The organism is Micromonospora sp. CA-259024, assembly GCF_050936255.1.
Taxonomy (GTDB): Bacteria; Actinomycetota; Actinomycetes; order Mycobacteriales; family Micromonosporaceae; genus Micromonospora.
The window spans coordinates 289,077-309,712 of record NZ_JBNJND010000001.1 but is presented as its reverse complement, the minus strand read 5'-3'; the positions used below and the strand labels follow the sequence as shown (position 1 = coordinate 309,712).

Annotated in this window: 18 protein-coding genes and 1 tRNA gene; 7 read left to right on the top strand and 12 right to left on the bottom strand. The window is 71.9% G+C overall.

Going from position 1 to position 20,636, the window contains the following annotated elements:
- Positions 1-8 precede the first annotated feature (8 nt).
- The gene (locus ACQEUX_RS01440; protein ID WP_433049497.1) at positions 9-632 is read right to left on the bottom strand and encodes an ANTAR domain-containing response regulator; all 624 of its coding nucleotides are present in this window, start codon (positions 630-632) and stop codon (positions 9-11) included.
- A gap of 83 nt (positions 633-715) precedes the next feature.
- Here ACQEUX_RS01440 and ACQEUX_RS01435 point away from each other — a divergent pair.
- Positions 716-798 (top strand) — tRNA-Leu (locus tag ACQEUX_RS01435).
- A gap of 381 nt (positions 799-1,179) precedes the next feature.
- The gene (locus tag ACQEUX_RS01430) at positions 1,180-1,830 is read left to right on the top strand and encodes an NAD-dependent epimerase/dehydratase family protein (RefSeq protein ID WP_433039939.1); all 651 of its coding nucleotides are present in this window, start codon (positions 1,180-1,182) and stop codon (positions 1,828-1,830) included.
- Here the strand turns inward: ACQEUX_RS01430 and ACQEUX_RS01425 are convergent, their stop codons facing one another.
- Entirely contained in the window at positions 1,831-3,009 is a 1,179-nt protein-coding gene (locus ACQEUX_RS01425) for a trans-sulfuration enzyme family protein (RefSeq protein WP_433039937.1), read from the bottom strand.
- Positions 3,010-3,092: 83 nt separating this feature from the next.
- Here ACQEUX_RS01425 and ACQEUX_RS01420 point away from each other — a divergent pair, with 83 nt between their 5' ends.
- Both ACQEUX_RS01420 and ACQEUX_RS01415 read left to right on the top strand, forming a co-directional pair.
- The gene (locus ACQEUX_RS01420) at positions 3,093-3,572 is read left to right on the top strand and encodes an Lrp/AsnC family transcriptional regulator (protein WP_030334356.1); all 480 of its coding nucleotides are present in this window, start codon (positions 3,093-3,095) and stop codon (positions 3,570-3,572) included.
- 81 nt (positions 3,573-3,653) lie between these two features.
- Complete coding sequence (locus ACQEUX_RS01415; RefSeq protein WP_433039935.1) at positions 3,654-4,664, top strand: LLM class flavin-dependent oxidoreductase; 1,011 nt, start codon at positions 3,654-3,656, stop codon at positions 4,662-4,664.
- 200 nt (positions 4,665-4,864) lie between these two features.
- Here ACQEUX_RS01415 and ACQEUX_RS01410 read toward each other — a convergent pair whose 3' ends face one another.
- Positions 4,865-7,126 carry a cellulose binding domain-containing protein gene (locus ACQEUX_RS01410; RefSeq protein WP_433039933.1) on the bottom strand — a complete coding sequence of 754 codons (2,262 nt, stop codon included), beginning with the start codon at positions 7,124-7,126 and terminating at the stop codon, positions 4,865-4,867.
- Positions 7,127-7,387: 261 nt separating this feature from the next.
- On the opposite strand from ACQEUX_RS01410, the gene ACQEUX_RS01405 reads away from it, so the two are divergent.
- Positions 7,388-8,827 carry a pyridoxal-dependent decarboxylase gene (locus ACQEUX_RS01405; RefSeq protein ID WP_433039931.1) on the top strand — a complete coding sequence of 480 codons (1,440 nt, stop codon included), beginning with the start codon at positions 7,388-7,390 and terminating at the stop codon, positions 8,825-8,827.
- Between the two features lie 43 nt (positions 8,828-8,870).
- On the opposite strand, the gene ACQEUX_RS01400 is transcribed toward ACQEUX_RS01405, so the two are convergent.
- On the bottom strand, positions 8,871-9,854 hold the full coding sequence (locus tag ACQEUX_RS01400) for a sulfite exporter TauE/SafE family protein (RefSeq protein ID WP_433039929.1): 984 nt from the start codon (positions 9,852-9,854) through the stop codon (positions 8,871-8,873).
- Between the two features lie 119 nt (positions 9,855-9,973).
- The gene (locus ACQEUX_RS01395; protein WP_357410768.1) at positions 9,974-10,438 is read right to left on the bottom strand and encodes an RrF2 family transcriptional regulator; all 465 of its coding nucleotides are present in this window, start codon (positions 10,436-10,438) and stop codon (positions 9,974-9,976) included.
- A 266-nt stretch (positions 10,439-10,704) separates the two neighbouring features.
- Between ACQEUX_RS01395 and ACQEUX_RS01390 the strand changes: the two genes are divergently transcribed.
- Positions 10,705-11,373: a YceI family protein gene (locus ACQEUX_RS01390; protein ID WP_433039926.1), complete on the top strand. Its 669-nt coding sequence runs from the start codon at positions 10,705-10,707 to the stop codon at positions 11,371-11,373.
- 66 nt (positions 11,374-11,439) lie between these two features.
- Here the strand turns inward: ACQEUX_RS01390 and ACQEUX_RS01385 are convergent, their stop codons facing one another.
- From ACQEUX_RS01385 to ACQEUX_RS01370, 4 genes are all read right to left on the bottom strand, one after another.
- Positions 11,440-12,324 (bottom strand): acyl-CoA thioesterase, encoded by an 885-nt coding sequence (locus ACQEUX_RS01385; protein WP_433039924.1) that lies wholly within the window; start codon positions 12,322-12,324, stop codon positions 11,440-11,442.
- On the bottom strand, positions 12,321-13,769 hold the full coding sequence (pyk, locus tag ACQEUX_RS01380) for a pyruvate kinase (protein ID WP_433039922.1): 1,449 nt from the start codon (positions 13,767-13,769) through the stop codon (positions 12,321-12,323). The genes ACQEUX_RS01385 and pyk overlap by 4 nt, the downstream gene beginning before the upstream one ends.
- Before the next feature lie 205 nt (positions 13,770-13,974).
- Positions 13,975-15,351 (bottom strand): FAD-binding oxidoreductase, encoded by a 1,377-nt coding sequence (locus ACQEUX_RS01375; protein WP_433039920.1) that lies wholly within the window; start codon positions 15,349-15,351, stop codon positions 13,975-13,977.
- Positions 15,352-15,481: 130 nt separating this feature from the next.
- Positions 15,482-15,847 (bottom strand): YciI family protein, encoded by a 366-nt coding sequence (locus tag ACQEUX_RS01370; protein ID WP_433039918.1) that lies wholly within the window; start codon positions 15,845-15,847, stop codon positions 15,482-15,484.
- 227 nt (positions 15,848-16,074) lie between these two features.
- Between ACQEUX_RS01370 and ACQEUX_RS01365 the strand changes: the two genes are divergently transcribed.
- Positions 16,075-16,947 (top strand): aldo/keto reductase, encoded by an 873-nt coding sequence (locus ACQEUX_RS01365; RefSeq protein WP_433039916.1) that lies wholly within the window; start codon positions 16,075-16,077, stop codon positions 16,945-16,947.
- Between the two features lie 24 nt (positions 16,948-16,971).
- Here the strand turns inward: ACQEUX_RS01365 and ACQEUX_RS01360 are convergent, their stop codons facing one another.
- The 3 genes from ACQEUX_RS01360 to ACQEUX_RS01350 all read right to left on the bottom strand — a co-directional run bounded on the left by ACQEUX_RS01360 (position 16,972) and on the right by ACQEUX_RS01350 (position 20,551).
- Positions 16,972-17,367: an effector-associated constant component EACC1 gene (locus tag ACQEUX_RS01360; protein WP_433039914.1), complete on the bottom strand. Its 396-nt coding sequence runs from the start codon at positions 17,365-17,367 to the stop codon at positions 16,972-16,974.
- Between the two features lie 12 nt (positions 17,368-17,379).
- The gene (locus tag ACQEUX_RS01355) at positions 17,380-19,590 is read right to left on the bottom strand and encodes a M48 family metalloprotease (protein ID WP_433039912.1); all 2,211 of its coding nucleotides are present in this window, start codon (positions 19,588-19,590) and stop codon (positions 17,380-17,382) included.
- Between the two features lie 172 nt (positions 19,591-19,762).
- Positions 19,763-20,551: an esterase/lipase family protein gene (locus tag ACQEUX_RS01350; protein WP_433039910.1), complete on the bottom strand. Its 789-nt coding sequence runs from the start codon at positions 20,549-20,551 to the stop codon at positions 19,763-19,765.
- Positions 20,552-20,636 lie beyond the last annotated feature (85 nt).

Sequence of the window (20,636 nt, the reverse complement as noted above, 5' to 3'; positions counted from 1 at the left end):
CCCGGCGGTCAGACGGTCGGCTGCGGCGACACCTCGCCGCCGGCGGTCTCCGTGAGGATCCGCTCGGCGACCTCTTTCATGGTCATCCGGTGGTCCATCGCCGTGCGCTGGATCCACTTGAACGCCTGCGGCTCGGTCATCCCGTACGTGGTCATCAGCGCGCCCTTGGCGCGCTCCACGGTCTTGCGGATCTCCAGGCGGTCGGTCAGGCTCGCGACCTCCGCCTCCAGGGCCGCGACCTCCGAGTAGCGCGACAGTGCGATCTCGACCGCCGGGACCAGGTCGCTCTTCTGGAAGGGCTTCACGAGGTACGCCATCGCGCCCGCCGCCCGCGCCCGCTCCACCAGGTCGCGCTGGCTGAACGCGGTCAGAATGATCACCGGGGCGATCCGGGCGCCGGCGATCCGCTCGGCGGCGGCCAGCCCATCCATGATCGGCATCTTGATGTCGAGGATGACGAGATCGGGCTTCAACTCCTCGGCGAGGCGGACGGCGGTCTCGCCGTCACCGGCCTCCCCGACCACCTCGTAACCCTCTTCGACCAGCATCTCGGCGAGGTCCAGCCGGATCAGCGCCTCGTCCTCGGCGATCAGTACGCGCCTGCGCTCGGCATCCGTCGGCATCTCGGCCACCAGTCCTACCCCCACCATCGATCACTGCACGGCTACCACCCATGCTCCCGCATGAGAGTAGTCGGGTACAGTAAGCGCGACCCGCCGGGATGGTGGAACGGCATACACGGAAGTCTCAAACACTTCTGCCCGAAAGGGCTTGCGGGTTCGAATCCCGCTCCCGGCACTCCGTCATACACCTGTTCGATGATTGTGGGCTTGTACCCACCGCTGATGCGGGCACAAGCCCGACCCTCCGCGCTCGCGGCCACGACATCCGCTCCGTAGCCCGCGCGCTCTCATTGCCGTACACACGGTCTGGCACTGGTGTGTCGATCGGCCCGAACCGGCGAAGTGCGATACCGCATCGCGGTGCTTCCGCTGCTTGCCGGATGTCGACAATCCGACGGATCCCGCCGCCTACTCCTACCTGCCTGGTCTGCACCCCGTCTGCCCCCGGCCACGCCGGCTTTCCCGGGCGACGGTGGTCATGCCGACCGTGGGAGCCTGGCTGGCACGCGGGCGGGATGGCCGGTGGCGGGGTCGACGACGACAGGGGTGGGAACTGATGCGGGTGGTCATCTTCGGCGCGACCGGCATGGTCGGCCAGGGCGTGCTGCCCGAGTGTCTGCTCGCCGAGGACGTGCGGGAGGTGCTGACCGTCGGCCGGCGCCCGACCGGGCAGCGGCATCCGAAGCTGCGCGAGCTCACCGTCGCCGATGTCGGCGAACTGGAGGCGGTGCGGGCCGAGTTGACCGGCGTGGACGCGTGTTTCTACTGCCTGGGTGTCTCCTCCCTGGGTCTGGACGAGGCCGCGTACACGCGAGTCAGCTACGACTACCCGCTCGCGGCGGCGCGGCTGCTGGCCGAAGTGAGCCCGCAGGTCACGTTCGTCTACGTCTCCGGTGTCGGCACCGACTCGTCGGGTCAGGGTCGCCTGATGTGGGCGCGGGTCAAGGGCCGTACCGAGAACGCGATCATCGACCTGCTGCCCAACGGCTACGCGGCGCGGCCCGGTTTCATCCAGCCGACGCACGGGGCGGTGTCACGCACCAGTTGGTACCGGATCGGGTACGCGGTCACCCGTCCGCTCATTCCGGTGCTGCGCCGGTTGCTGCCGAACCAGATCACCACCACCGACGGGATCGGCCGGGCGATGCTGCGGGTGGCACGGCAGGGCTCGCCCAACCGGGTGCTGGGGAACCGCGACCTGAGCTGATCAGGCGATTGTGTCGAGCGCGTGGGCGAGGTCGGCGCGCAGGTCCTCGGGGTCCTCCAGGCCGACCGAGAGGCGCAGCAGCCCGGCGGCGGGTTTCGCCGCACCGTCGACCGGCCGGTGGGTGAGTGAGGCGGGGTGCTGGATCAGGGTGTCCACGCCGCCGAGCGACACCGCGTGGGTGATCAGCCGGCACGCGCCGGCCACGGCGGCGGCGGCGGGTGCGCCGCCGCGCACCTCGAAGGCCAGCAGGCTGCCGGGGCCGGCCATCTGCCGGCCGACCAGCGCCGCCGGGTCGTGCACCGACGGATGGTGCACGCGGTGTACGGCCGGGTGGTCGGCGAGCCAGCCGGCGAGCTTCTCGGCGGTGACCTGCTGGGCGCGGACGCGCAGCGGCAGGGTCTGCAGGCCGCGGTGCAGCAGGTAGCCGCCGAGCGGGTGCAGGATCGCGCCGGTGACCGCGCGGACCTGGCGCAGCCGGGCTGCCCAGTCGGCGTCGCAGGCGACGACACCGGCGAGAACGTCGCCGTGCCCGCCGATGCTCTTGGTGGCGCTGTGCAGGACGAGGGTGGCGCCGTGCCGGGCGGGTTGTTGCAGTACGGGGGTGGCGACGGTGTTGTCGACAAGCAGCGGGATGTCGCCGGCCGCGGCGGCGAGGGCGGCGATGTCGACCAGGTCGAGGGTGGGGTTGGCGGGTGTCTCGACGATGATCAGCGCGGTGTCGGGGCGGATGGCCGCGGCGACGTCGTCGGAGCGCGCCCAGGTGACGGTGGTACCGAGCAGGCCGGTGGCGAGGACGTGGTCGGTTCCGCCGTACAGGGGTCGGACGGCGACGACGTGCCGCCGGTCGTCGCGGGCGGCGGCGAGCAGGGTGGCGGTGAGGGCGGCCATGCCGCTGGCGAAGGCGACGGCCTGCGCGGTGCCCTCCAGCTCGGCGAGGGCGGTTTCGAAGCGGGCGACGGTGGGGTTCCACAGCCGTTGGTAGACGGCGCCGCCCTCGGTGGGAAGTGTGCCGCCGGTGGCGAGTCGCTCGTACGCGGCGCCGCCGTCGTCGACCGAGGGCAGTGGGTTGGTGGTGGACAGGTCGATGGGTGGTACGTGCACGCCGAGGGCGCGTAGGTCGTCGCGGCCGGCGTGTACGGCCCGGGTGTCCACCGTCGTCATGCCGGTAGCGTCGAACATCCACCGGTTGGTGAGCAATGGTTCGGCAGATCATTCTGTCAAGGTCTCTGGTTTCGGTGGCGGATTCGGACGAGGATGGTGGGATGCCCCCTGAGCCGAACGATGTGCGGCCGTATCCGGCCCTGGACGAGGTCGACCGCGCGATCCTGACCGAGTTGGCCGCGGATGGCCGTCTGCCGAACAACGCCCTCGCCGAGCGGGTGGGGGTGGCTCCCTCGACGTGCCTGACCCGTACGCGGGCCCTGCGCGAGCGGGGCGCGATCCGTGGTTTTCACGCCGAGGTCGATCCGGCCGCGCTCGGTCTGCCGTTGCAGGCGTTGGTGTCGGTGCGGCTGACCGCGCACGAGCGGGCGGCGGTGGACGCGTTCCGGGCCCGGTCGGTGCGGCTGCCGGGGGTGGTGTCGGTGTTCCACGTGGCGGGCGCGGAGGACTACGTGCTGCACGTACGGGCGGCGTCCGGTGACGCGTTGCGCGACTTCGTGCTGGATCATCTCGCCGTCGATCCGGTGGTGCAGCACACCCAGACCAGCCTGATCTTCGAACAGGCCCGTGGGATGGGCTGAGCGGCGGCGGGGGCCGGTGAATCACCCGTCAGATGCCGGCCAAGCGGAACAAATCCGGTCGGCGACGGGTTGGCTGACCGTGTGATCACCGTACCGTTGTCTGTTCTTGATCTTGCTCCGGTCGCCAAGGGCGCCACCGCGGGCGCCGCTCTGCAGGCCACCACCGAGCTGGCCCGCCGCACCGAGGAGCTGGGCTACCACCGTTTCTGGGTGGCCGAGCACCACAACATGCCGGCGATCGCCAGTTCCGCCCCCGCGGTGCTGCTGGCGCACCTGGCCGCGAACACCTCGACGATCCGCCTCGGCTCGGGCGGGGTGATGCTGCCCAACCACGCGCCGCTGGTGGTGGCGGAGCAGTTCGGCACCCTGGAGGCACTGCACCCCGGTCGGATCGACCTGGGCATCGGGCGGGCACCGGGCACCGACCAGGTGACCGCGCTGGCGTTGCGGCGCACCATGGAGGGCCTGTCGGCCGAGGGCTTCCCACGTGAACTGGCGGACCTGATGAACTACTTCAGCGGGGAGAAGCCGGGGCAGATCATCGCCACACCGGGTCGCGGTGAGCAGCCAGCCGTGTGGCTGCTGGGCTCCAGCGGTTTCAGCGCCCAACTGGCTGGCCTGCTCGGTCTGCCGTTCTCCTTCGCGCACCACTTCAGCTCGGCGAACACGCTGCCGGCATTGGCCCTGTACCGGCAGAACTTCCGGCCGTCGCAGTGGTTGGACAAGCCGTACGCGATGGTGGCGGTCAACGCGGTGTGCGCGGAGACCGACGAGCGTGCCGAGTGGCTGGCGGGGCCGAGCGCGTTGTCGTTCCTGAAGCTGCGCTCCGGCCGGCCGGAGCCGCTGTCGACGCCCGACGAGGCGGCGGCGTACCCGTACACCGAGATCGAGCGGGAGTTCGTGCTGCAGCGCCGCGACGGTCAGGCGATGGGCTCGCCGGAGACGGTGCGCCGGCAGCTGACCGAGCTGGTGGAGCGCACCGGCGCGGACGAGCTGATGTTGACCACGCTGGTGTACGACGTGCAGGACCGGGTGCGGTCGTACGAGCTGATCGCCGAGCAGGTGGTGGGCGGCCTGCACCGGACGGCGTGAAACACGATCTTCACGTCAGCGTCACCCTGCCGACCCGGACGGTGCCTAATGTTGGTGCCGGTGGTGGTACGGCATTCCCGGTCGGGACGGGTCGGGAATGCCGCGGTGTGGCGCACCGGGCCGGAGCTGAGCGGATTCCGCGGCTGCGGCCCGGTGCCTGCCACCCTAGGCGACCCCGGTCGGGACCACCAGGGGTCAGATCAACGTAGGTAGATGTTCGGGGTCGGTGGGTTGGTCATCTGATCGCCGATGAAGAACCGCGGATGCGGCGGCTGGTTGTAGGCGGTGTTCTGCCACGCGATCGCCACCCGATACTGCGGGTCGTGCATCAGGGTGTGGATCCGGGTGCTCGTCGGCGTGGGCGTGCTGTAGATCCGCAGCGCCCGACTGTCGGTGGTTCGCCAGATCACCTCCTCACGCCAGTCACCCAGGATGTCGCCGGAGAGCGCCGGCGTGGCCTTGGTGCCGTTGTTGGACGCCACCCCGCTGCCGTCGAGCAGGCGGGTCTCGCCGCCGGTGCCGTACTTGTCGATCTTCGTGCCGTCGAGCAGTTCCCGCGCCGGGTCGCCGTCCCACCAGGCGAGGAAGTTGGCCGACGATGGCTTGCGGCCGATGTTCTGCCCCCTGGTGTTGGCCAGCCCGGCGACCGCTGACGACCACGACTCCGCACCGGGGCTACCCGCCCAGACGTCCGCCGAGACGCCACGGCCGTTGTCTCCGGAGGCCGGCGTGGACCAGAGGATCTGACCGGTACGGGCGTCGGCGAACCAGGAACTGGGCTTGCTGGCATCCTCGTCGACCTTGAACACCTCCAGGCCGGCGCGGCCCGGGTCGAGATCGCCGACGTGCAGGGCGTCGCCGTGCCCGTTGCCGGTCGAGTAGAGCAGTCGACCGTCGTCGTCGATGGTGGCGGCGCCGTAGACGATCTCCTGACGGCCGTCGGCGTCCACGTCGGCGACGGAGAGTTGGTGGTTGCCCTGACCCGCGGCGGCACCGTTGCCGGAGGCGTTCGAGTCGAACGTCCAGCGCCTGCGCAGGGTTCCGTCGCGGAAGTCCCAGGCCGCGATCACCGCACGGGTGTAGTAACCCCGGGCCATGATCAGCGAGGGGCGCTGCCCGTCCAGGTACGCGGTGCCGGCGAGGAACCGGTCCACCCGGTTGCCGTACGAGTCACCCCACGACGACACGGTGCCGCGCGGCGGGTCGTAGGTGACGGTGGAGAGCACCGCGCCGGTGCGCCCGTCGAACATGGTCAGATACTCCGGGCCGGCGAGCACGTAGCCGCTGGAGTTGCGGTGGTCCGCCGACGACGATCCGATGACCTGACCGGTGCCGGAGCGGGTGCCGTCGGCGGTCTTCATGGCCACCTCGGCGCGGCCGTCGCCGTCGTAGTCGTACACCTGGAACTGGGTGTAGTGGGCGCCGGCCCGGATGTTGCGGCCCAGGTCGATGCGCCACAACCGGGTGCCGGTGAGGGTGTACGCGTCGACGTGGACGTTGCCGGTGTAGCCGGACTGGGAGTTGTCCTTGGCGTTCGAGGGCTCCCACTTGAGCACGACCTCGTAGCTGCCATCGCCGTTGAGGTCACCGACGGAGGCGTCGTTGGCGCTGTAGGTGTAGCTCTCCCCGCTCGGGGTGCTGCCGCCGGCCGGGACCTGCAACGGCACGTCCAGGAAGCCCGCGCCGAACTGCAGCGCCGGCGCCGACGCCGCCTGTTCGGCGCCGCCGACCACGGCCCGCACGGTGTACGCCGAGCCGGCCGCCGCGCCGCTGTCGAGGTAGGTGGTGGCGCCGGTGATCGGGCTGGCGTTGACCCTGGTCGACCCCCGGTAGAGATTGAACGCCACACCGGAGGTCTCGGTGCCGAGCAGCCGCCAGGAGACCAGGTTTCCGCTGCCGGAGCGGACGCTGATCAGCCCTCGGTCCAGGCTCTCCATCTGCATCGACCCGGCCGACGGTGGAGGCGTGGTGGGCGGAGGCGTCGTTGGGGGCGGCGTCGTCGGGGGTGGTGTGGTCGGCGGAGGCGTGGTGGGCTCGCCGGTGGGTGGGGTGCCGGTGCAGGTGACGCCGTTGAGCGCGAAGCTTCCCGGCGCCGGGTTGCCGCCGGTCCAGGAGCCGTTGAAGCCGAAGGCGGCGGTGCCGTTGGCGGCAATGGTGGCGTTGTGGTCGACGTTGCGGGCGGTGACCTGGGCACCGGACTGGGTGACGGCGGCGTTCCACGCCTGGGTGACCTGTTGGCCGGCGGCGTACGACCAGGTGAGGGTCCACCCGGTGACCGGGTCGCCGAGGTTGGTGACGGTGACGTTGGCGCCGAAGCCGCCCTGCCACTGGTTGGTGACCTGATAGTCGACCCGGCAGCCGACGGCGACGGCCGAGGCGACGACCGGGCCGAGGGTGCCGGCCACGACGGCGGCCGCCGTCGTACCTGCGAGCAGGATCAGCCGATGTCTGGACGGGTGCATGGACTGCCTCCGGGGATCCGGTGGTGATCGCTGCGGCCCATCGGCCCTGCCCGGGAAGCACGGTGGACCGGCCCTGCCGCGACGGCGGCGGACGGCGATCTGGTCGGGGGTGAACGCCCTGAACTCACGGATCCGGCTCACCGCGCATCGTAGGGCAAGCGCTTTCCACGGCGCAACATCGACGACCGTTGCATGATTTCGGCCGGGCGACGACCGCGGCCGGTCTTGCCTCGCCGATCGATGCCTGATCAACTCGTTCGGGTGAGCGCTCCCCACATGGACCCTGCCGAGTTCCGCCGGGCCGGCCACGCCGTCGTCGACTGGATCGCCGACTACTGGACGACGGTGGGGCAACGACCGGTCGCCCCCGCCGACCCACCGGGAACGGTGGCCGCCGCTCTCCCCGCCGCGCCGCCCACCGCCGGCGGAGAACCGGTCGAGGCGGTCCTCGCCGACCTGGACTCGATCGTCGTACCGGGGCTGACCCATTGGCAGCACCCAAGCTTCTTCGGTTACTTCCCGGCCAACACCTCCGGCCCGAGCGTGCTCGGCGACCTGGTCAGCTCCGGGCTCGGCGTCCAGGGCATGCTCTGGGCCGCCAGCCCCGCCTGCACCGAGCTGGAAACGGTGATGATGGACTGGCTGGCCCAACTGCTGGACCTGCCGCAGCGGTTCCGCTCGACCGGCACCGGCGGCGGAGTCATCCAGGACTCGGCCTCCTCGGCGACTCTGGTAGCCACCCTGGCCGCGCTGCACCGGGCCAGCGGGGGTCGCTGGCGCGACACCGGCATCGACCGGCGCTACCGTGCGTACACCTCCACCCACGGGCACTCGTCCATCGAGAAGGCCGTCCGGATCGCCGGGTTGGGCAGCACCGGGGTCCGCGCGATCGAGGTGGATCCAGACACCCAGGCGCTCCTGCCGGCCGCGCTGCGCGCGGCGATCGAGGCCGACCTGGCTGCCGGGGACGTTCCCGCCATCGTGGTGGCGACCATCGGCACCACCTCCACCACCGCCATCGACCCCTTGCCGGAGATCGGGGCGATCTGCGCGCAGTACGGGATCTGGCTGCACGTGGACGCCGCGTACGCGGGCGCCGCCGCCGTCTGCCCGGAGCTGCGGTGGTCACACGCCGGGCTGGAGTACGCCGACTCGTACTGCTTCGACCCGCACAAGTGGCTGCTCACCGGCTTCGACTGCGACGCGTTCTGGGTGGCCGACCGGGCTGAGCTGATCGAGGCGCTGACCGTACTGCCGGAGTTCCTGCGTAACGCGGCCTCCGAGTCCGGCGCGGTGATCGACTACCGGGACTGGCAGGTGCCGCTGGGCCGGCGGTTCCGGGCCCTGAAACTGTGGTTCGTGCTGCGCTGGTACGGCGCCGAGGGGTTGCGGGCCCACATTCGGTCCGGGGTGGCGCTGGCCGCCCGGTTCGCCGAGCGGGTCCGCTCCGACGACCGGTTCGAACTGGCGGCGGCGCACCCGTTCTCGCTGGTCTGCTTCCGACTACGCGCCGACGACGACGCCAACGCGGCCTTGCTGGCCCGGGTGAACGGCACCGGGCGGGTGCACCTGACGCACACCCGGGTCGCCGGCCGGTACACCCTGCGGTTGGCGATCGGCTCACCGCAGAGCACCGAAACACACGTCGACGAGGCGTGGGCACTACTGTCCGGCGCGGCCGACGACCTGCCAACCCCCTAACACGCTCCCCTGCGCCCCTCGCGCCGCGCCGGCGGCGCGGGGTTCAGCGTGACGTGGGCGTAACCGTTTCGGCCAGCTCGGCAGAGACCGCGCCGGCAGGGGCGCCGGCACGAGCAACGTCGGGGGCGGCGGGGGAAGTGCTCGCGGCTTCGGCGGCGGTGGCGCGGGCCTGGCGGGTACGGCGCAGCGCCCGCACGGCCAGCACCAGAGCGGCCAACCAACCGGCGGCCAGCAGGGCGTACACGGCGGGACGGAACGGGCCGTCCAGTTCGGCGGCGCGGATCAGGGTGCGGGCGTTGGTCAGGACGATCACGCCGCCGATCGCCGCGCCGAGCAGTTGGGCGGGCACGATACGCACCAGCCAGGCAGCCAGCGGGGCGGCGATGAGCCCGCCGATCAACAGCGCGGCGACCGTGGGCAGCAGGAACCCCTCGCTGCCCAGCCCGATCAGGAAACCGACGCTGGCCGCAGCGGCCACCACGAACTCGGAGGTGTCCACCGAGCCGATCACCTTGCGCGGCTCCAGGCGGCCGGAGACCAGCAGGGCCGGAGTGGCCACCGGGCCCCACCCGCCACCGCCGGTGGCGTCGACGAAGCCGGCGACCAGGCCCAGCGGCCCGAGGAAGCGACCGCGCAGCCGCCCGCCGGCCCGATCGGTGCGCAGCGGTCGGGCGAAACGGATCAGCAGGTACGCGCCGAGCGTGAAGAGGATGCCGGCCATCCACGGCGCGGCCGCCTCGGTGGAGATCGAACTGAGCAGGGTGGCGCCGGCGAAGGCGCCGATCGCGCCGGGCAGGGCGATGCGGGACACCACCCGCCAGTCGACGTTGCCGAACCGCCAGTGCGCGACCCCGGCGGCGAGCGTGGTGCCGATCTCGGCCAGGTGCACCGAGGCCGAGGCGGCGGCCGGGGCCACCCCGGCGACCAGCAGCAGAGTGGACGAGGTCAGCCCGTACGCCATGCCGAGTGAACCGTCGACCAACTGTGCGGCGAGCCCCACCAGAGCGAGGACCAGCAGCTTGCGCACGAGCGCCCCCTGACTTTGCGGCTTCTCCTATCGACTTGGTCGACAATGCGGCACGGGGCAGCCGGGGTCAAGCCCCTGATCGGTGACTGGGACGCGGGGCCCCGCGAGCGGGACAGCGCTCAGATCCAGGCGCGCGGATCGGCGACCAGCTCGGTGATCCGCGCGGGCAGGGTGCCCGCCGCCACGTCGGCGACGCTGACCAGCTCCAGGATCTCCCGCTCACTCGCCCGCAGCGCGATCCAGACCTCCTGGAGCGCGCGTGCCGGGCCGTGGTAGCCGAGCTGCTCGGGGCGCTGCCCGCGGACGTGGGCGAGCGGCCCATCGATCACCCGGATCACCTCGGCGAGGGAGATCTCCTCGGCGGGGCGGGCCAGCCAGTAACCACCCTCCGGGCCACGTTGGGCGTGCACGATGCCGCCCCGGCGCAGCTGAAGCAGGATGCTCTCCAGGAATTTCGGCGGAATCTCCTGAGCGCGGGCGATCTGGTCGGCCGTGACCGGCCGACCGCGCCCGGGGCCGCTGGCCGTCGCGGCAAGCTCGGCGGCCGCGCGGAGGGCATAGTCGACCCGGGCGGAGAGACGCATGTCGGCAAGGTTAGCCGCTGGTCGACCAGCCGGACGGGCGACCCTCGGCTGATCGGCCAAGCATCGATGAGAACGGCGCCATTCGCGCCCGTTCCGACAGTCGTCGAGGACCGGTGAAGTACGTCATGATCCACCGTTCGGTGGGGGCCGAAAAGCCGTTCTGAAGCGTCCTTATGCTGGGCGGGGGTACGAATGTCTGACCGTTCGCGCGGCCTCCAGCGACATATTGATAAACACCCGGGTTCGTTCGGGGGGAAGGCAACACGATGACCGATATCGCCACACGCACCTGGGATGGCATGACCATCCCGGTCGCCGGCACCTATCTTCTCGATCAGGCGCACAAGCGGATCGGTTTCCTGTCCCGGCACATGATGGTGAGCCCGGTGCGCGGCGAGTTCGCCGAGGCCACGGCGCAGATCTACGTGGCGGAGGACCCGCTGCTCTCCTCGGCGACGGCGACCATCGTGTCGGCGAGCATCAGCACCGGGAGCGTCGACCGGGACACGCATCTGAAGAGTGCCGACTTCCTCGACGTGGAGCGCTACCCCACCCTCGAATATCGAAGCACCGGCATCAAATGGCAGGGCAACGAGGACCCCATCTTCCAGTGGGCACGTCTGCGCAACCATCGGCTCGGTGGACGAGGCCGGAGTCACATTATCCCGCCCCAGTCCGACGGCACACCCGGACGATTCGTGCTCACCGGTGAGTTGACCGTGAAGGGAATCACCCGCGCCGTCGACCTGGAGGTGAATTTCGGTGGCGCTCGCCGTGATCCGTACGGGCAGAACATCTTCGGATTCAGCGCGACGGCCGACATCAACCGCGAGGACTACGGCCTGCTCTGGAATGTCGCCCTCGAAAGCGGCGGGGTCCTGGTCGGAAAGACGGTGCAGATCGAAATCGCCGGCGAGGCCATCTACCAGGCCTGACCCGCCTCATCCCCGCCACGACGCCTCCGGTGCGGGTGCGTCCCTGGCGGGGATGATCGACAGCGCTCAGGCACCGACGCGGCGCAGCAGACCCTCCTGGACGGCGCTGGCGATCTGCCGGCCCTCCGTGGTGAACATCCGGCCGGTGGCCAGCCCCCGCGCGCCCGACGCCGACGGGCTCCAGCAGTCGTAGAGGAACCACTCGTCGGCACGGAACGGCCGGTGGAACCACAGCGCGTGGTCCAGGCTCGCCCCGACCACCCCGCCCGGCCCCCACACCTCGCCGTGCACGGAGAGCACCGAGTCCAGCAGGGTGAGGTCCGAGGCGTAGGTGAGCGCGCAGGCGTGCAGCAGCGGATCGTCCGGCAGCTTGCCGTCGATGCGCATCCAGACCCGCTGGTGCGGGTCGGCGGGACGGTCGCCGGGACGGACCCAGCCGGGCTCGCCGACGTAGCGCACGTCGATCGGGCGCGGGATCTGACCCCAGATGCCCAGCCGCTCCGGGTAACGGGAGAGCCGGTCCGTCATGGTCGGCACGTCCTGCGGCGGGGGCACCTCCAGCGGGGCCGGGGCCTGATGGTCCAGACCCTCCTCGGCCCGCTGGAACGACGCCGACATGAAGAAGATCGGCTTGTCGTGCTGGAGGGCAACCGCGCGGCGGACCGAGAAGGACCGGCCGTCGCGGATGTTCTCCACCTGGTACTCGATCGGCTCGACCGGGTCACCGGGGCGGACGAAGTAGCCGTGCAGCGAGTGCACGAACCGCTCCGGGTCGACCGTGCGGCCGGCGGCGACCAGGGCCTGGCCGGCGACCTGGCCGCCGTACACCCGCTGTGGACCGACCGGGGGGCTCATCCCCCGGAAGGTCATCTCTCCGGTCGGATCGAGGTCCAGCACTTCCAGCAGTTGGTCCACCGCCGCCTGGCCGACCGCGACCCGACCGTCGCTCACTGCAGCGCCCGCGCCGACGCCGCGTCGACCAGCGAGCCGAGCTGGTGCACACGCAGGGTGTTGGTCGAGCCGGGGGTGCCGGGCGGGCTGCCCGCCACGATCACCACGTAGTCGCCCGGGTTGGCCCGGTTGAGGCCGAGCAGCGCCTGGTCGACCTGGCGGAACATGTCGTCGGTGTGCTGCACGAACGGCATCAGGAACGTCTCCACCCCCCAGGTCAGGGCGAGCTGGTCGCGCACCTCGGGGACCGGGGTGAAGGCCAGCAGCGGCAGGTCACAGTGCAGGCGGGACAGCCGCCGGACGGTGTCACCGGTCTGGGAGAAGGCGACCAGCGCCTTGGCGTTGATGGCCCGGGCGATCGACGAGGCGGCCACGGTGAGCGCGCCACCGTGGGTACGCGGGTCGTGCTGCAGCCGGGGCACCCCGATCGAGCCGGACTCGGTGGTCGTCACGATCTTGGCCATGGTGCTGACGGTCAACACCGGGTACTTGCCGACGCTGGTCTCGCCGGAGAGCATCACCGCGTCGGCGCCGTCGAGCACCGCGTTGGCGACGTCGGAGGCCTCCGCCCGGGTGGGGCGGGAGTTCTCGATCATCGAGTCGAGCATCTGGGTGGCCACGATGACCGGCTTGGCGTTCTCCCGGCACAGCTGCACGGCGCGCTTCTGCACCAGCGGGACCTCGTCCAGCGGCATCTCGACACCGAGGTCGCCGCGGGCGACCATGACGCCGTCGAAGGCCAGCACGATGGCCTCCAGGTGCTCCACCGCCTCCGGCTTCTCAACCTTGGCCAGCACCGGCCGGAACACGCCCTCCTCGGCCATGATGTTGTGCACGAGCTTGATGTCGTCGGCCGAGCGGACGAAGGACAGCGCGACCATGTCGACGCCGAGGCCCAGGGAGAAGCGCAGATCCTCGGCGTCCTTCTCCGACATGGCGGGCACGCTGACCGCCACGTTGGGCAGCGAGACGCCCTTGTTGTTGGAGACCGGGCCGCCCTCGGTGACCAGGCAGCGGATGTCGTTGCCGATGACGTCGGTGACCTCGACGGCGACCCGACCGTCGTCGATCAGCAGCCGGTCGCCGGGCTTCACCTCCTGCGGCAGCTTGCGGTACGTGCAGGAGACCCGATCCTTGCTGCCGACGATGTCGTCGCCGGTGATCACGACCGAGTCGCCGGTGCGCCACTCGTGGGGACCGTCGGCGAACCGGCCGAGTCGGATCTTGGGGCCCTGCAGGTCGGCGAGGACGGCCACCGGCTTGCCTGCCGCCTCGGACGCCTCCCGGACCATTCGGTAGACCGCCTCGTGGTCGGCGTGGCTGCCGTGGCTGAAGTTGAGCCTCGCCACGTTCATGCCAGCCTCGACGAGACCCCGGATGCGCTCCGGGGACGAGGTGGCGGGACCAAGAGTGCAGACGATCTTCGCGCGGCGTGTCACGCCCATCAGGCTAGTCTCTCCTTCAGGTCGGACTCGGGGCCGACCCCTTGCAGGCAGTGGAACTTTTGTCCAACGACGCGCGGTGCGCGTCGGGCCGGCGGGCGGAACCGCACCGGGAACGTTGTGGCGACGGGCGTCAGCGACCGCGCGCCGGGAATCGTACGCCTCCGTTGGCACGCGCTGTCGGGGTGCTCCCGGCGGCGGCTCACCATCAGTGCTCCGACGGCGGCAGGGTGGGCACCGCGGTGAGCAGGTCACGGGGGTCGTAGCGCCGCTTGGCCCGGCGCAGCCGCGCCCAGTTCGCGCCGTAGGCGAGCCGGACCCGGTCGGTCTCCTCCGGGGCGAGCAGGTTCGGGTAGCCACCGGGCAGGGCGCGCGGGGCGAGTGCCGCCGAGGTGCGCTCGGCCCACTCGCGGTGCGGCCCGGCCTCCTCCCCCGGCGCCCAGACCGCGATGATCTCGGTCAGCAAATGGTCGGTGCGCAGGCCGAACGCCGTGTCGGCGAGCCGGACCCGGGTGGCCGCACCGTGGAAGTGGTGCACGGCCACCGCGGAGAACGGCGAGCTGACCTGCCGGGCCGCGTCGACGAGCGTGTCCACCGCGCCGCCGGTGAGAGCGGGCAGCCAGCGGGTACGCAGCAGGTAGTGGTTGCCGTCGACCATCCCGCCGTCGAACATCCGCAGCGCGTCCGCGTACGGCATCGGGCCGATCTGGTCGACCAGCGGCGTGCCCAGCGCGCGCAGCCGGTCCATCCACGGCAGCCCGGCGCCCAGGTCCGGGCCGCTGTAGAACGGGCAGATGAAGATCACCGGCTCGCCGCCCGGGCCGGGCAGGAAGCCCGCCATCACGGTCAGCTCGTCCGGGGCCTCGGCGACCAGCGCGCCGTAGCCGCGCAGCACGGCCGGCGCCTCGGCCAGCGCGAACATGATCATGCCGGCCAGCACGCCGGACAGCCGGTGCGCGCGGTAACGCAGCTCGGTGACCACGCCGACGTTGCCGCCGCCACCGCGCAACGCCCAGTACAGCTCGGCGTCGTGCCGCGGATCGGCGGTGACCCGGCGGCCGTCGGCGAGGACCACCTCCGCGCCGAGCAGGTTGTCCAGGGACAGACCGAACCGGCCGCACAGCGGGCCGTACCCGCCGGCGAGGGTGAGCCCGGCCATGCCCACGTCGCCGACCGTGCCGGTGGGCACCACCAGGTCGTACGGGCGGGCGGCGGCGAGCATCTCGGCGGCCGTGGTGCCACCGCCGATGGTCACCGTGGCCGCGTCCGGGTCCACCCGGACGGCGCGCAGAGCGGTCAGGTCGAGCACCAGACCACCGTCGCGCAGCGCCCGGCCGGCCCAGTCGTGCCCTCCGGAGCGGACCGACAGCGGCAGGTGACACCGGGCGGCGATCCGGACCGCGGCGGCGACCTCGTCGTCGTCCAGGCATTGCGCGACAAGTGCGGGCGCGCGCTCCACCGCGCCGTTCCAGAGCCGGGTGGTGGTGACGTAGGCGGGATCGCCCGGCTCGTGGAGCCGGTCGCCGAGCAGGGCGCGCAGCCGGGCGACGGCCGTGGCGACATCGGGGGTGGCGGCGGAGATCATGGCGACTCCTCGACCGGGGCCGACCGATGGCGCCGGGTGCGCCCCGGCGGCGGCCCTCGCTGGGCGCGACCGTAGCACCGGCACGCCGCCGAGCGCCGTCGTCATCACGACAGCCGCCGATCTATGCCGCTCAGCTCTGGGTCTTGACCAGCGGAAACTCCAGGGAGCCGGCCGGGCAGAGGAAGGTCAGCACGTCCACCCGGTAGAGCCCCGCCTGCACCGCCGGGTCGGCCTCCAGCACGCTGCGGACGTCGTCGACGCTGCCGGTGCGGGCCAACCCGAAGCCGATCGGCGGATCCGGGTTGCGCGCGGGGCCGTCCACCGAACCGGCGACCAGGATGATGCCGCGTCGCTGCAACGCCTGCATGTGCTCGCCGTGCTCCGCCTGCAACCGCTGCACGGTTTCGGCGGGCAGGGCCCGTCCGGCCGCGCCGGGATAGATCACGATGCACTCGTACGTGTCGAGCGCGAAGTTGACCTGCGGCACTCCCGCCATGGGTGCTCCCTCCGCCGTGGCGCCGGAACGCACCGGCCCCGCCAGCGTCGCACGTACGACCGCCCTCCACCGGGCGCTTGCGGGCAACTGCCCCCGGCGGTCCGGTGACGTGTCCGCGCACACAGTCGGCCGACCAGCGGTATGACGGGCGAGTTCCGGGGGATGATCTACCGGGTGGTGGGTGGGTTTTCCACGCCCGGCACAACGAGACGATTGGGGATCGGGCAATGGCGACCAATATCAGTGAGCAGCCCGCGAAGGCGTCCGGCACGTACCGGATCGGTGGCGACGTCACCGTCAACCGGCTCGGCTACGGGGCGATGCAGATCACCGGCCCGGGCGTGTGGGGCGACCCGAAGGACCCGGCCGAGGCGGTCCGGGTGCTGCGCCGGGCGATCGAGCTGGGCGTGACGTTCATCGACACCGCCGACTCGTACGGGCCGTTCGTCTCGGAGTTGCTGATCCGCGAGGCCCTGCACCCGTACGCCGAGGACCTGGTCATCGCGACGAAGGCCGGGCTGAGCCGCTCCGGCCCCGGCGACTGGCGTCCGGTGGGCCGCCCGGAGTACCTGCGCCAGCAGTGTGAGCTGAGCCTGCGCCACCTCGGTCTGGACAGCATCCCGCTGTACCAGCTGCACCGGATCGACCCGAAGGTGCCGCTCGCCGATCAGCTGGGCGAGCTGGCGCTGTTGCAGCAGGAGGGCAAGATCCAGCACATCGGGCTGTCCGAGGTGAGCGTCGCGCAGATCGAGGAGTCCCGCGCGATCACCACGATCGCGTCCGTGCAGAACCTGTACAACCTCGCCAACCGCAGCGCCGAGGACGTGCTGGAGTACTGCGAGCGCAACGACCTCGCGTTCATCCCGTGGTTCCCGATCGCCACCGGTGAGCTGGCCCGCCCGGGCGGGCCGCTGGACGCCATCTCCACCGCGCACGGCGCGTCGCCCGCGCAGCTCGCGCTGGCCTGGCTGCTGCGCCGCTCGCCGGTGATGCTGCCGATCCCCGGCACGTCGTCGGTGGCGCACCTGGAGGAGAACGTGGGCGCGGCCGATGTGCGGCTCACCGACGACGAGTTCGAGGCGCTCGCCAAGGCGAGCTGACCCGCCGGTCCGGGCGCCGTCGGTTCAGTCGGCGGCGTCCGGGCCGGGCTCCCGCGCGACCCGCAGCGCCTCGGTCGCCTGCGCCAGCAGGCGGGCCGAGTCGGTACGCCCGGTCACCTGGAGTTCCACCTCGGTGTCGCCGGCCTGGATCCGGATGCTGGCCTCGGTGCGCTGCTGGTCGACCCAGGACTGCAACAGGTTGAACAGCCCCGGAAGCAGCGCCTGGGCCAGCACCGCGATGATCACCGCGTCGCTGAAGCCCGGCCGTCCCCCGCCGCCACCGCCGGCCTGGCGGACCACCGGCCGGTACTCCGGGCGGCGGTGGATCCAGGCCAGCAGCTCGACCGCCGGAGGCTGCCGCTGCCGGGGGTTGATGGTCAGCCGGACGGGCAGCCGGGCTGCGGCGTCGCTGTCGGTCACGGTTTCTCCCGGTCAGTTGGCGGTGGGTCGGAAGGCGACGCCGTCGCCGTCGGCGGTGGCGATGCCCGCGACGGTGAACGCGTCCTCATCCGTGAACGGTGAGCTGGTGCCGAAGTACGTGGTGGTCCCGCTGACCTGAACCCTGCCCTGGGTCTCGTACGGAGTGGCGACCTGGGCGGTGTCCGGGCTGGTCAGCTCGACGGCGAGCCGCGGGTACTCGAGGATCTTCCAGGTGACCTTCTGCGCGGTGCCGCCGTAGTAGCGGAACGGGCAGCCCGGCGGTGCGGCGACCGTCTGCTTGGCGCACTCGTCCAACCAGGCGCGCACGCGGGCCTCGACGGCCTGGACCGCCGCCGGCTTGAGCACCGGAAGCAGTTGCAGGGTGGCCGCACTCTGCCCCGGGCCGATCGTCACGGTCTCGGTCGGCGTCTCGCTGAGCGCACTGGACGGGCCGGTCGCGGTGTAGCCGCCGGGCAGCAGCACCAGCGAAGGACCCTCGGTGGCGACCGGCAGTGCCACCCCGTTGAGCCGCACCCCGGGGCCGGCGACCGGGGCGTCCACCGGGATCAGCCCGCCGCTCAGCTGCCAGCCATGAAACAGCCCGGCGGTGGCGTCGTCGTCGCGGCGCAGGGTGACACGGGCGGTGTGTCGCTCGCCGGCCAGCCGGTACGCCACCGTCGCGGTGGCGCTGTCGCCGTCGCGCTCCAACGAGCTGATCTCGACGTCGGTCGGCGGTTGGTAGCCCTTGCCGCGCAGCAGTTGGGCGAGCAGCTTGCGATCAGTCACGCTGCTCTGATCAGCCAGGAAGTCGAGCGCGGGGTCGCTGTCCCGGTCGGCGAGCGCGGAAAAGTATCCGTCGACCGCCGCCTGGGGGCGGAAGAACGCCCACTGCACCACGCCGAGCCCGCCGGTGCCGACGCAGGCCGCCAGCACGAGGGCGCCGACCAGCAGCCGGGTGCGGCGGGTGCCGACCGGGCCAGAGCCGCCGAACAGCCGCTCGGCGGTGACGGGGGTCGTCTCGCTCACCCCGGCGGGCACCTCGGCCACCGCCGCGCGCTCCAGCGCGTCGAGTCGGAGTTCGTGCGGCGGGTGGGTGGCGCAGACCGCCTCGTCCCAGCCGCTGCGGCCACTCTCGAACGACAGCCGCCGCTCCAGGATGCGCCGCATACCGTCGACGTGCCCGGTGAGCACGGTGCCGAGGTCGGCCCGGTACTCCGCCGCGCGCACGTCGCGGGCGTGCAGCGGCAGCACCACGTACCGCATGGTGAGCAGCACCGGCCAGAAGAACAGGAAGACCACGAGGTTGGTGGCCGGGTGCGGGAACGTCCGCATCAGCCAGGTCGGCAGAGCGTGCGCGAGGGTCAGCGGCAGGCCGACACCGCGGACGAAGGCGCTGGTGATCTCGTCCCCGGTACGCCAGTGCACCAGCTCGTGGCTGAGCAGCGCGGCGATCTCGTCCTCCGGTTCGGTCAGCACGGCGGTGGTGACCACCACGTGCCGGGCGTACGTCCGGGCGTTGCTCAGGACGGGGTCGTCCTCCATGAGGAGCCGTGGCACGCTGGGCAGGCCGAGCCGTCGGGCGCAGTCGTCCAGCACGGGGCGCAACCGCGCGTCCTCTCGGCGGCTAGGCTGGCGCGCGCCGGATACCACCAGCAGGCGCGGTTCGAGCAGCACCCGGTAGAGCGTGTAGAGCACTCCGATCAGCGCCGCCGCGACGACCGTCCCGACGAGACCGGTGACCAGCGCGAGTGGTTCGTCGGCCGTGCCCAGCCAGGGCAGCACCAGCACGGTCAGGAAGCCGACCAGGAACCCGACGACGAAGCCGACCACACCGCCGAGCACCCCGCCGGAGCGGGTCAGGAACGCCTCCAGCAACGGGCCGATCAGCGGAGCGTCGCGCAGCACCTGGGGCACCTGGTCGTCGGCGCCGAACCCGCCGGCGAAGAGGCCGACGACGGCGAAGCTGAGGCCACCCCAGAACGCCAGCAGCAGGGCGATCGGCAGGTAGAACCAGGTGGCGACGAAGGCGCCGAGCACGCCCCGCCAGTCCCGCAGGATCCCGGCGCGCAGCCAGATCAGCGCGCTGGGGTAGCCGGGTGGCCGGTCGGCGAACCCACCGGTGGCCGGCGGCGGGTCGGCTGCCGGCGGCTCGGCGGCCCGGACGTCGAGCTGCGGCACGGTCGGCGGGGTGCTCTCCGGCGCCACGGTGTGCGGCTCGGTCATGCGCGCTGCTCCTTCGCGGGGTCGCGTCCACTGTCGGGAATGGACAGCCGGAGCAGGCTATCGAGCACGTCTGATGTCTGCCATACCGTTTCGTTGGAACGTCGCCCAACCGACACTCACCGCCGCGGGCCGGGGAGGTGGTCGGTGTCCGGGACCACCTCCCCGGACCGGGTCAGAGCGCGATGCAGTTGGGTCGCACCGGGCCGTCGACCAGGGCGCCGCGCACGATGGTGTACGTCGTACCGTCGAGCACCAGGCCGAGGTGCCCCACCACCCGCAGCGGACAGTAGGCCTGGATCAGCACGTTGGTCGCGCCGTCGTTGACGGCGGCGTTCCCGGTCGGTCGGACCAGCTCGTCCTGCAGCGTGCGGATGGTGGTGTACCGCACCGCGCCGGGGGTGTCGTCGCCCGCGTTGAGGTCGGCGAGGAACGCCGAGCCGATGGTCATCTGTTGGCAGGCCACGATGCCGGCGCAGCTACCCAGGCCGAGGAACGCCAGGATGTTGGCCACGTAGGTGCCGTACTGCGGCGAACCCAGGCTGACGTACCGGCCGACGGTGGCGGTACCGCCGAGCCGCTTGAGGTAGTAGCGGGCGACCAAGCCGCCCTCGGAGTGCGCGACGACGTCCACGGTGGCCGCGCCGGTGCTGGCGCGCACCTGGTTGACGTAGGTGGCGAAGGCGCGGGCCGAGGTGGGGATGTCGCCGAGACCCAGCCCGGGAAGTTGGTAGATGAAGGTGCGGTAGCCGTCGGCGCGCAGCCGGGCGGCGATCGGCTCGTACGCGACGGCGATGCCGCTGAGCCCGCCGACCACGATCACCGGGTTGGCGGCGGCAGCGGCGACTGTGGGGGCGGCGGTGGCCGGGCTGGGATCGGCGGGGGCGGCAGTCGCCGTGGCGGTGGACGCGAGCAGGGCGGCGGTGGCGAGAGCCAGGACGAGGGCGGTCTTTCGGAGCAGCATGGCTGCACCTCCGGGGGGAGGCACCCGGCGAACCGGGCGGGTGGGTGGGGGTGTCCGGTCGACCGTGCGACGATGATGCCCGCAA

Bases quoted from the DNA above. Each gene is read 5' to 3' on its own strand.
- ACQEUX_RS01430 (WP_433039939.1), top strand. From the start codon at position 1,180: ATGCGGGTGGTCATCTTCGGCGCGACCGGCATGGTCGGCCAGGGCGTG.
- ACQEUX_RS01425 (WP_433039937.1), bottom strand. From the start codon at position 3,009: ATGTTCGACGCTACCGGCATGACGACGGTGGACACCCGGGCCGTACAC.
- ACQEUX_RS01420 (WP_030334356.1), top strand. From the start codon at position 3,093: ATGCCCCCTGAGCCGAACGATGTGCGGCCGTATCCGGCCCTGGACGAG.
- ACQEUX_RS01410 (WP_433039933.1), bottom strand. From the start codon at position 7,126: ATGCACCCGTCCAGACATCGGCTGATCCTGCTCGCAGGTACGACGGCG.
- ACQEUX_RS01395 (WP_357410768.1), bottom strand. From the start codon at position 10,438: ATGCGTCTCTCCGCCCGGGTCGACTATGCCCTCCGCGCGGCCGCCGAG.
- ACQEUX_RS01390 (WP_433039926.1), top strand. From the start codon at position 10,705: ATGACCGATATCGCCACACGCACCTGGGATGGCATGACCATCCCGGTC.
- pyk (WP_433039922.1), bottom strand. From the start codon at position 13,769: ATGGGCGTGACACGCCGCGCGAAGATCGTCTGCACTCTTGGTCCCGCC.
- ACQEUX_RS01375 (WP_433039920.1), bottom strand. From the start codon at position 15,351: ATGATCTCCGCCGCCACCCCCGATGTCGCCACGGCCGTCGCCCGGCTG.
- ACQEUX_RS01370 (WP_433039918.1), bottom strand. From the start codon at position 15,847: ATGGCGGGAGTGCCGCAGGTCAACTTCGCGCTCGACACGTACGAGTGC.
- ACQEUX_RS01365 (WP_433039916.1), top strand. From the start codon at position 16,075: ATGGCGACCAATATCAGTGAGCAGCCCGCGAAGGCGTCCGGCACGTAC.
- ACQEUX_RS01355 (WP_433039912.1), bottom strand. From the start codon at position 19,590: ATGACCGAGCCGCACACCGTGGCGCCGGAGAGCACCCCGCCGACCGTG.
- ACQEUX_RS01350 (WP_433039910.1), bottom strand. From the start codon at position 20,551: ATGCTGCTCCGAAAGACCGCCCTCGTCCTGGCTCTCGCCACCGCCGCC.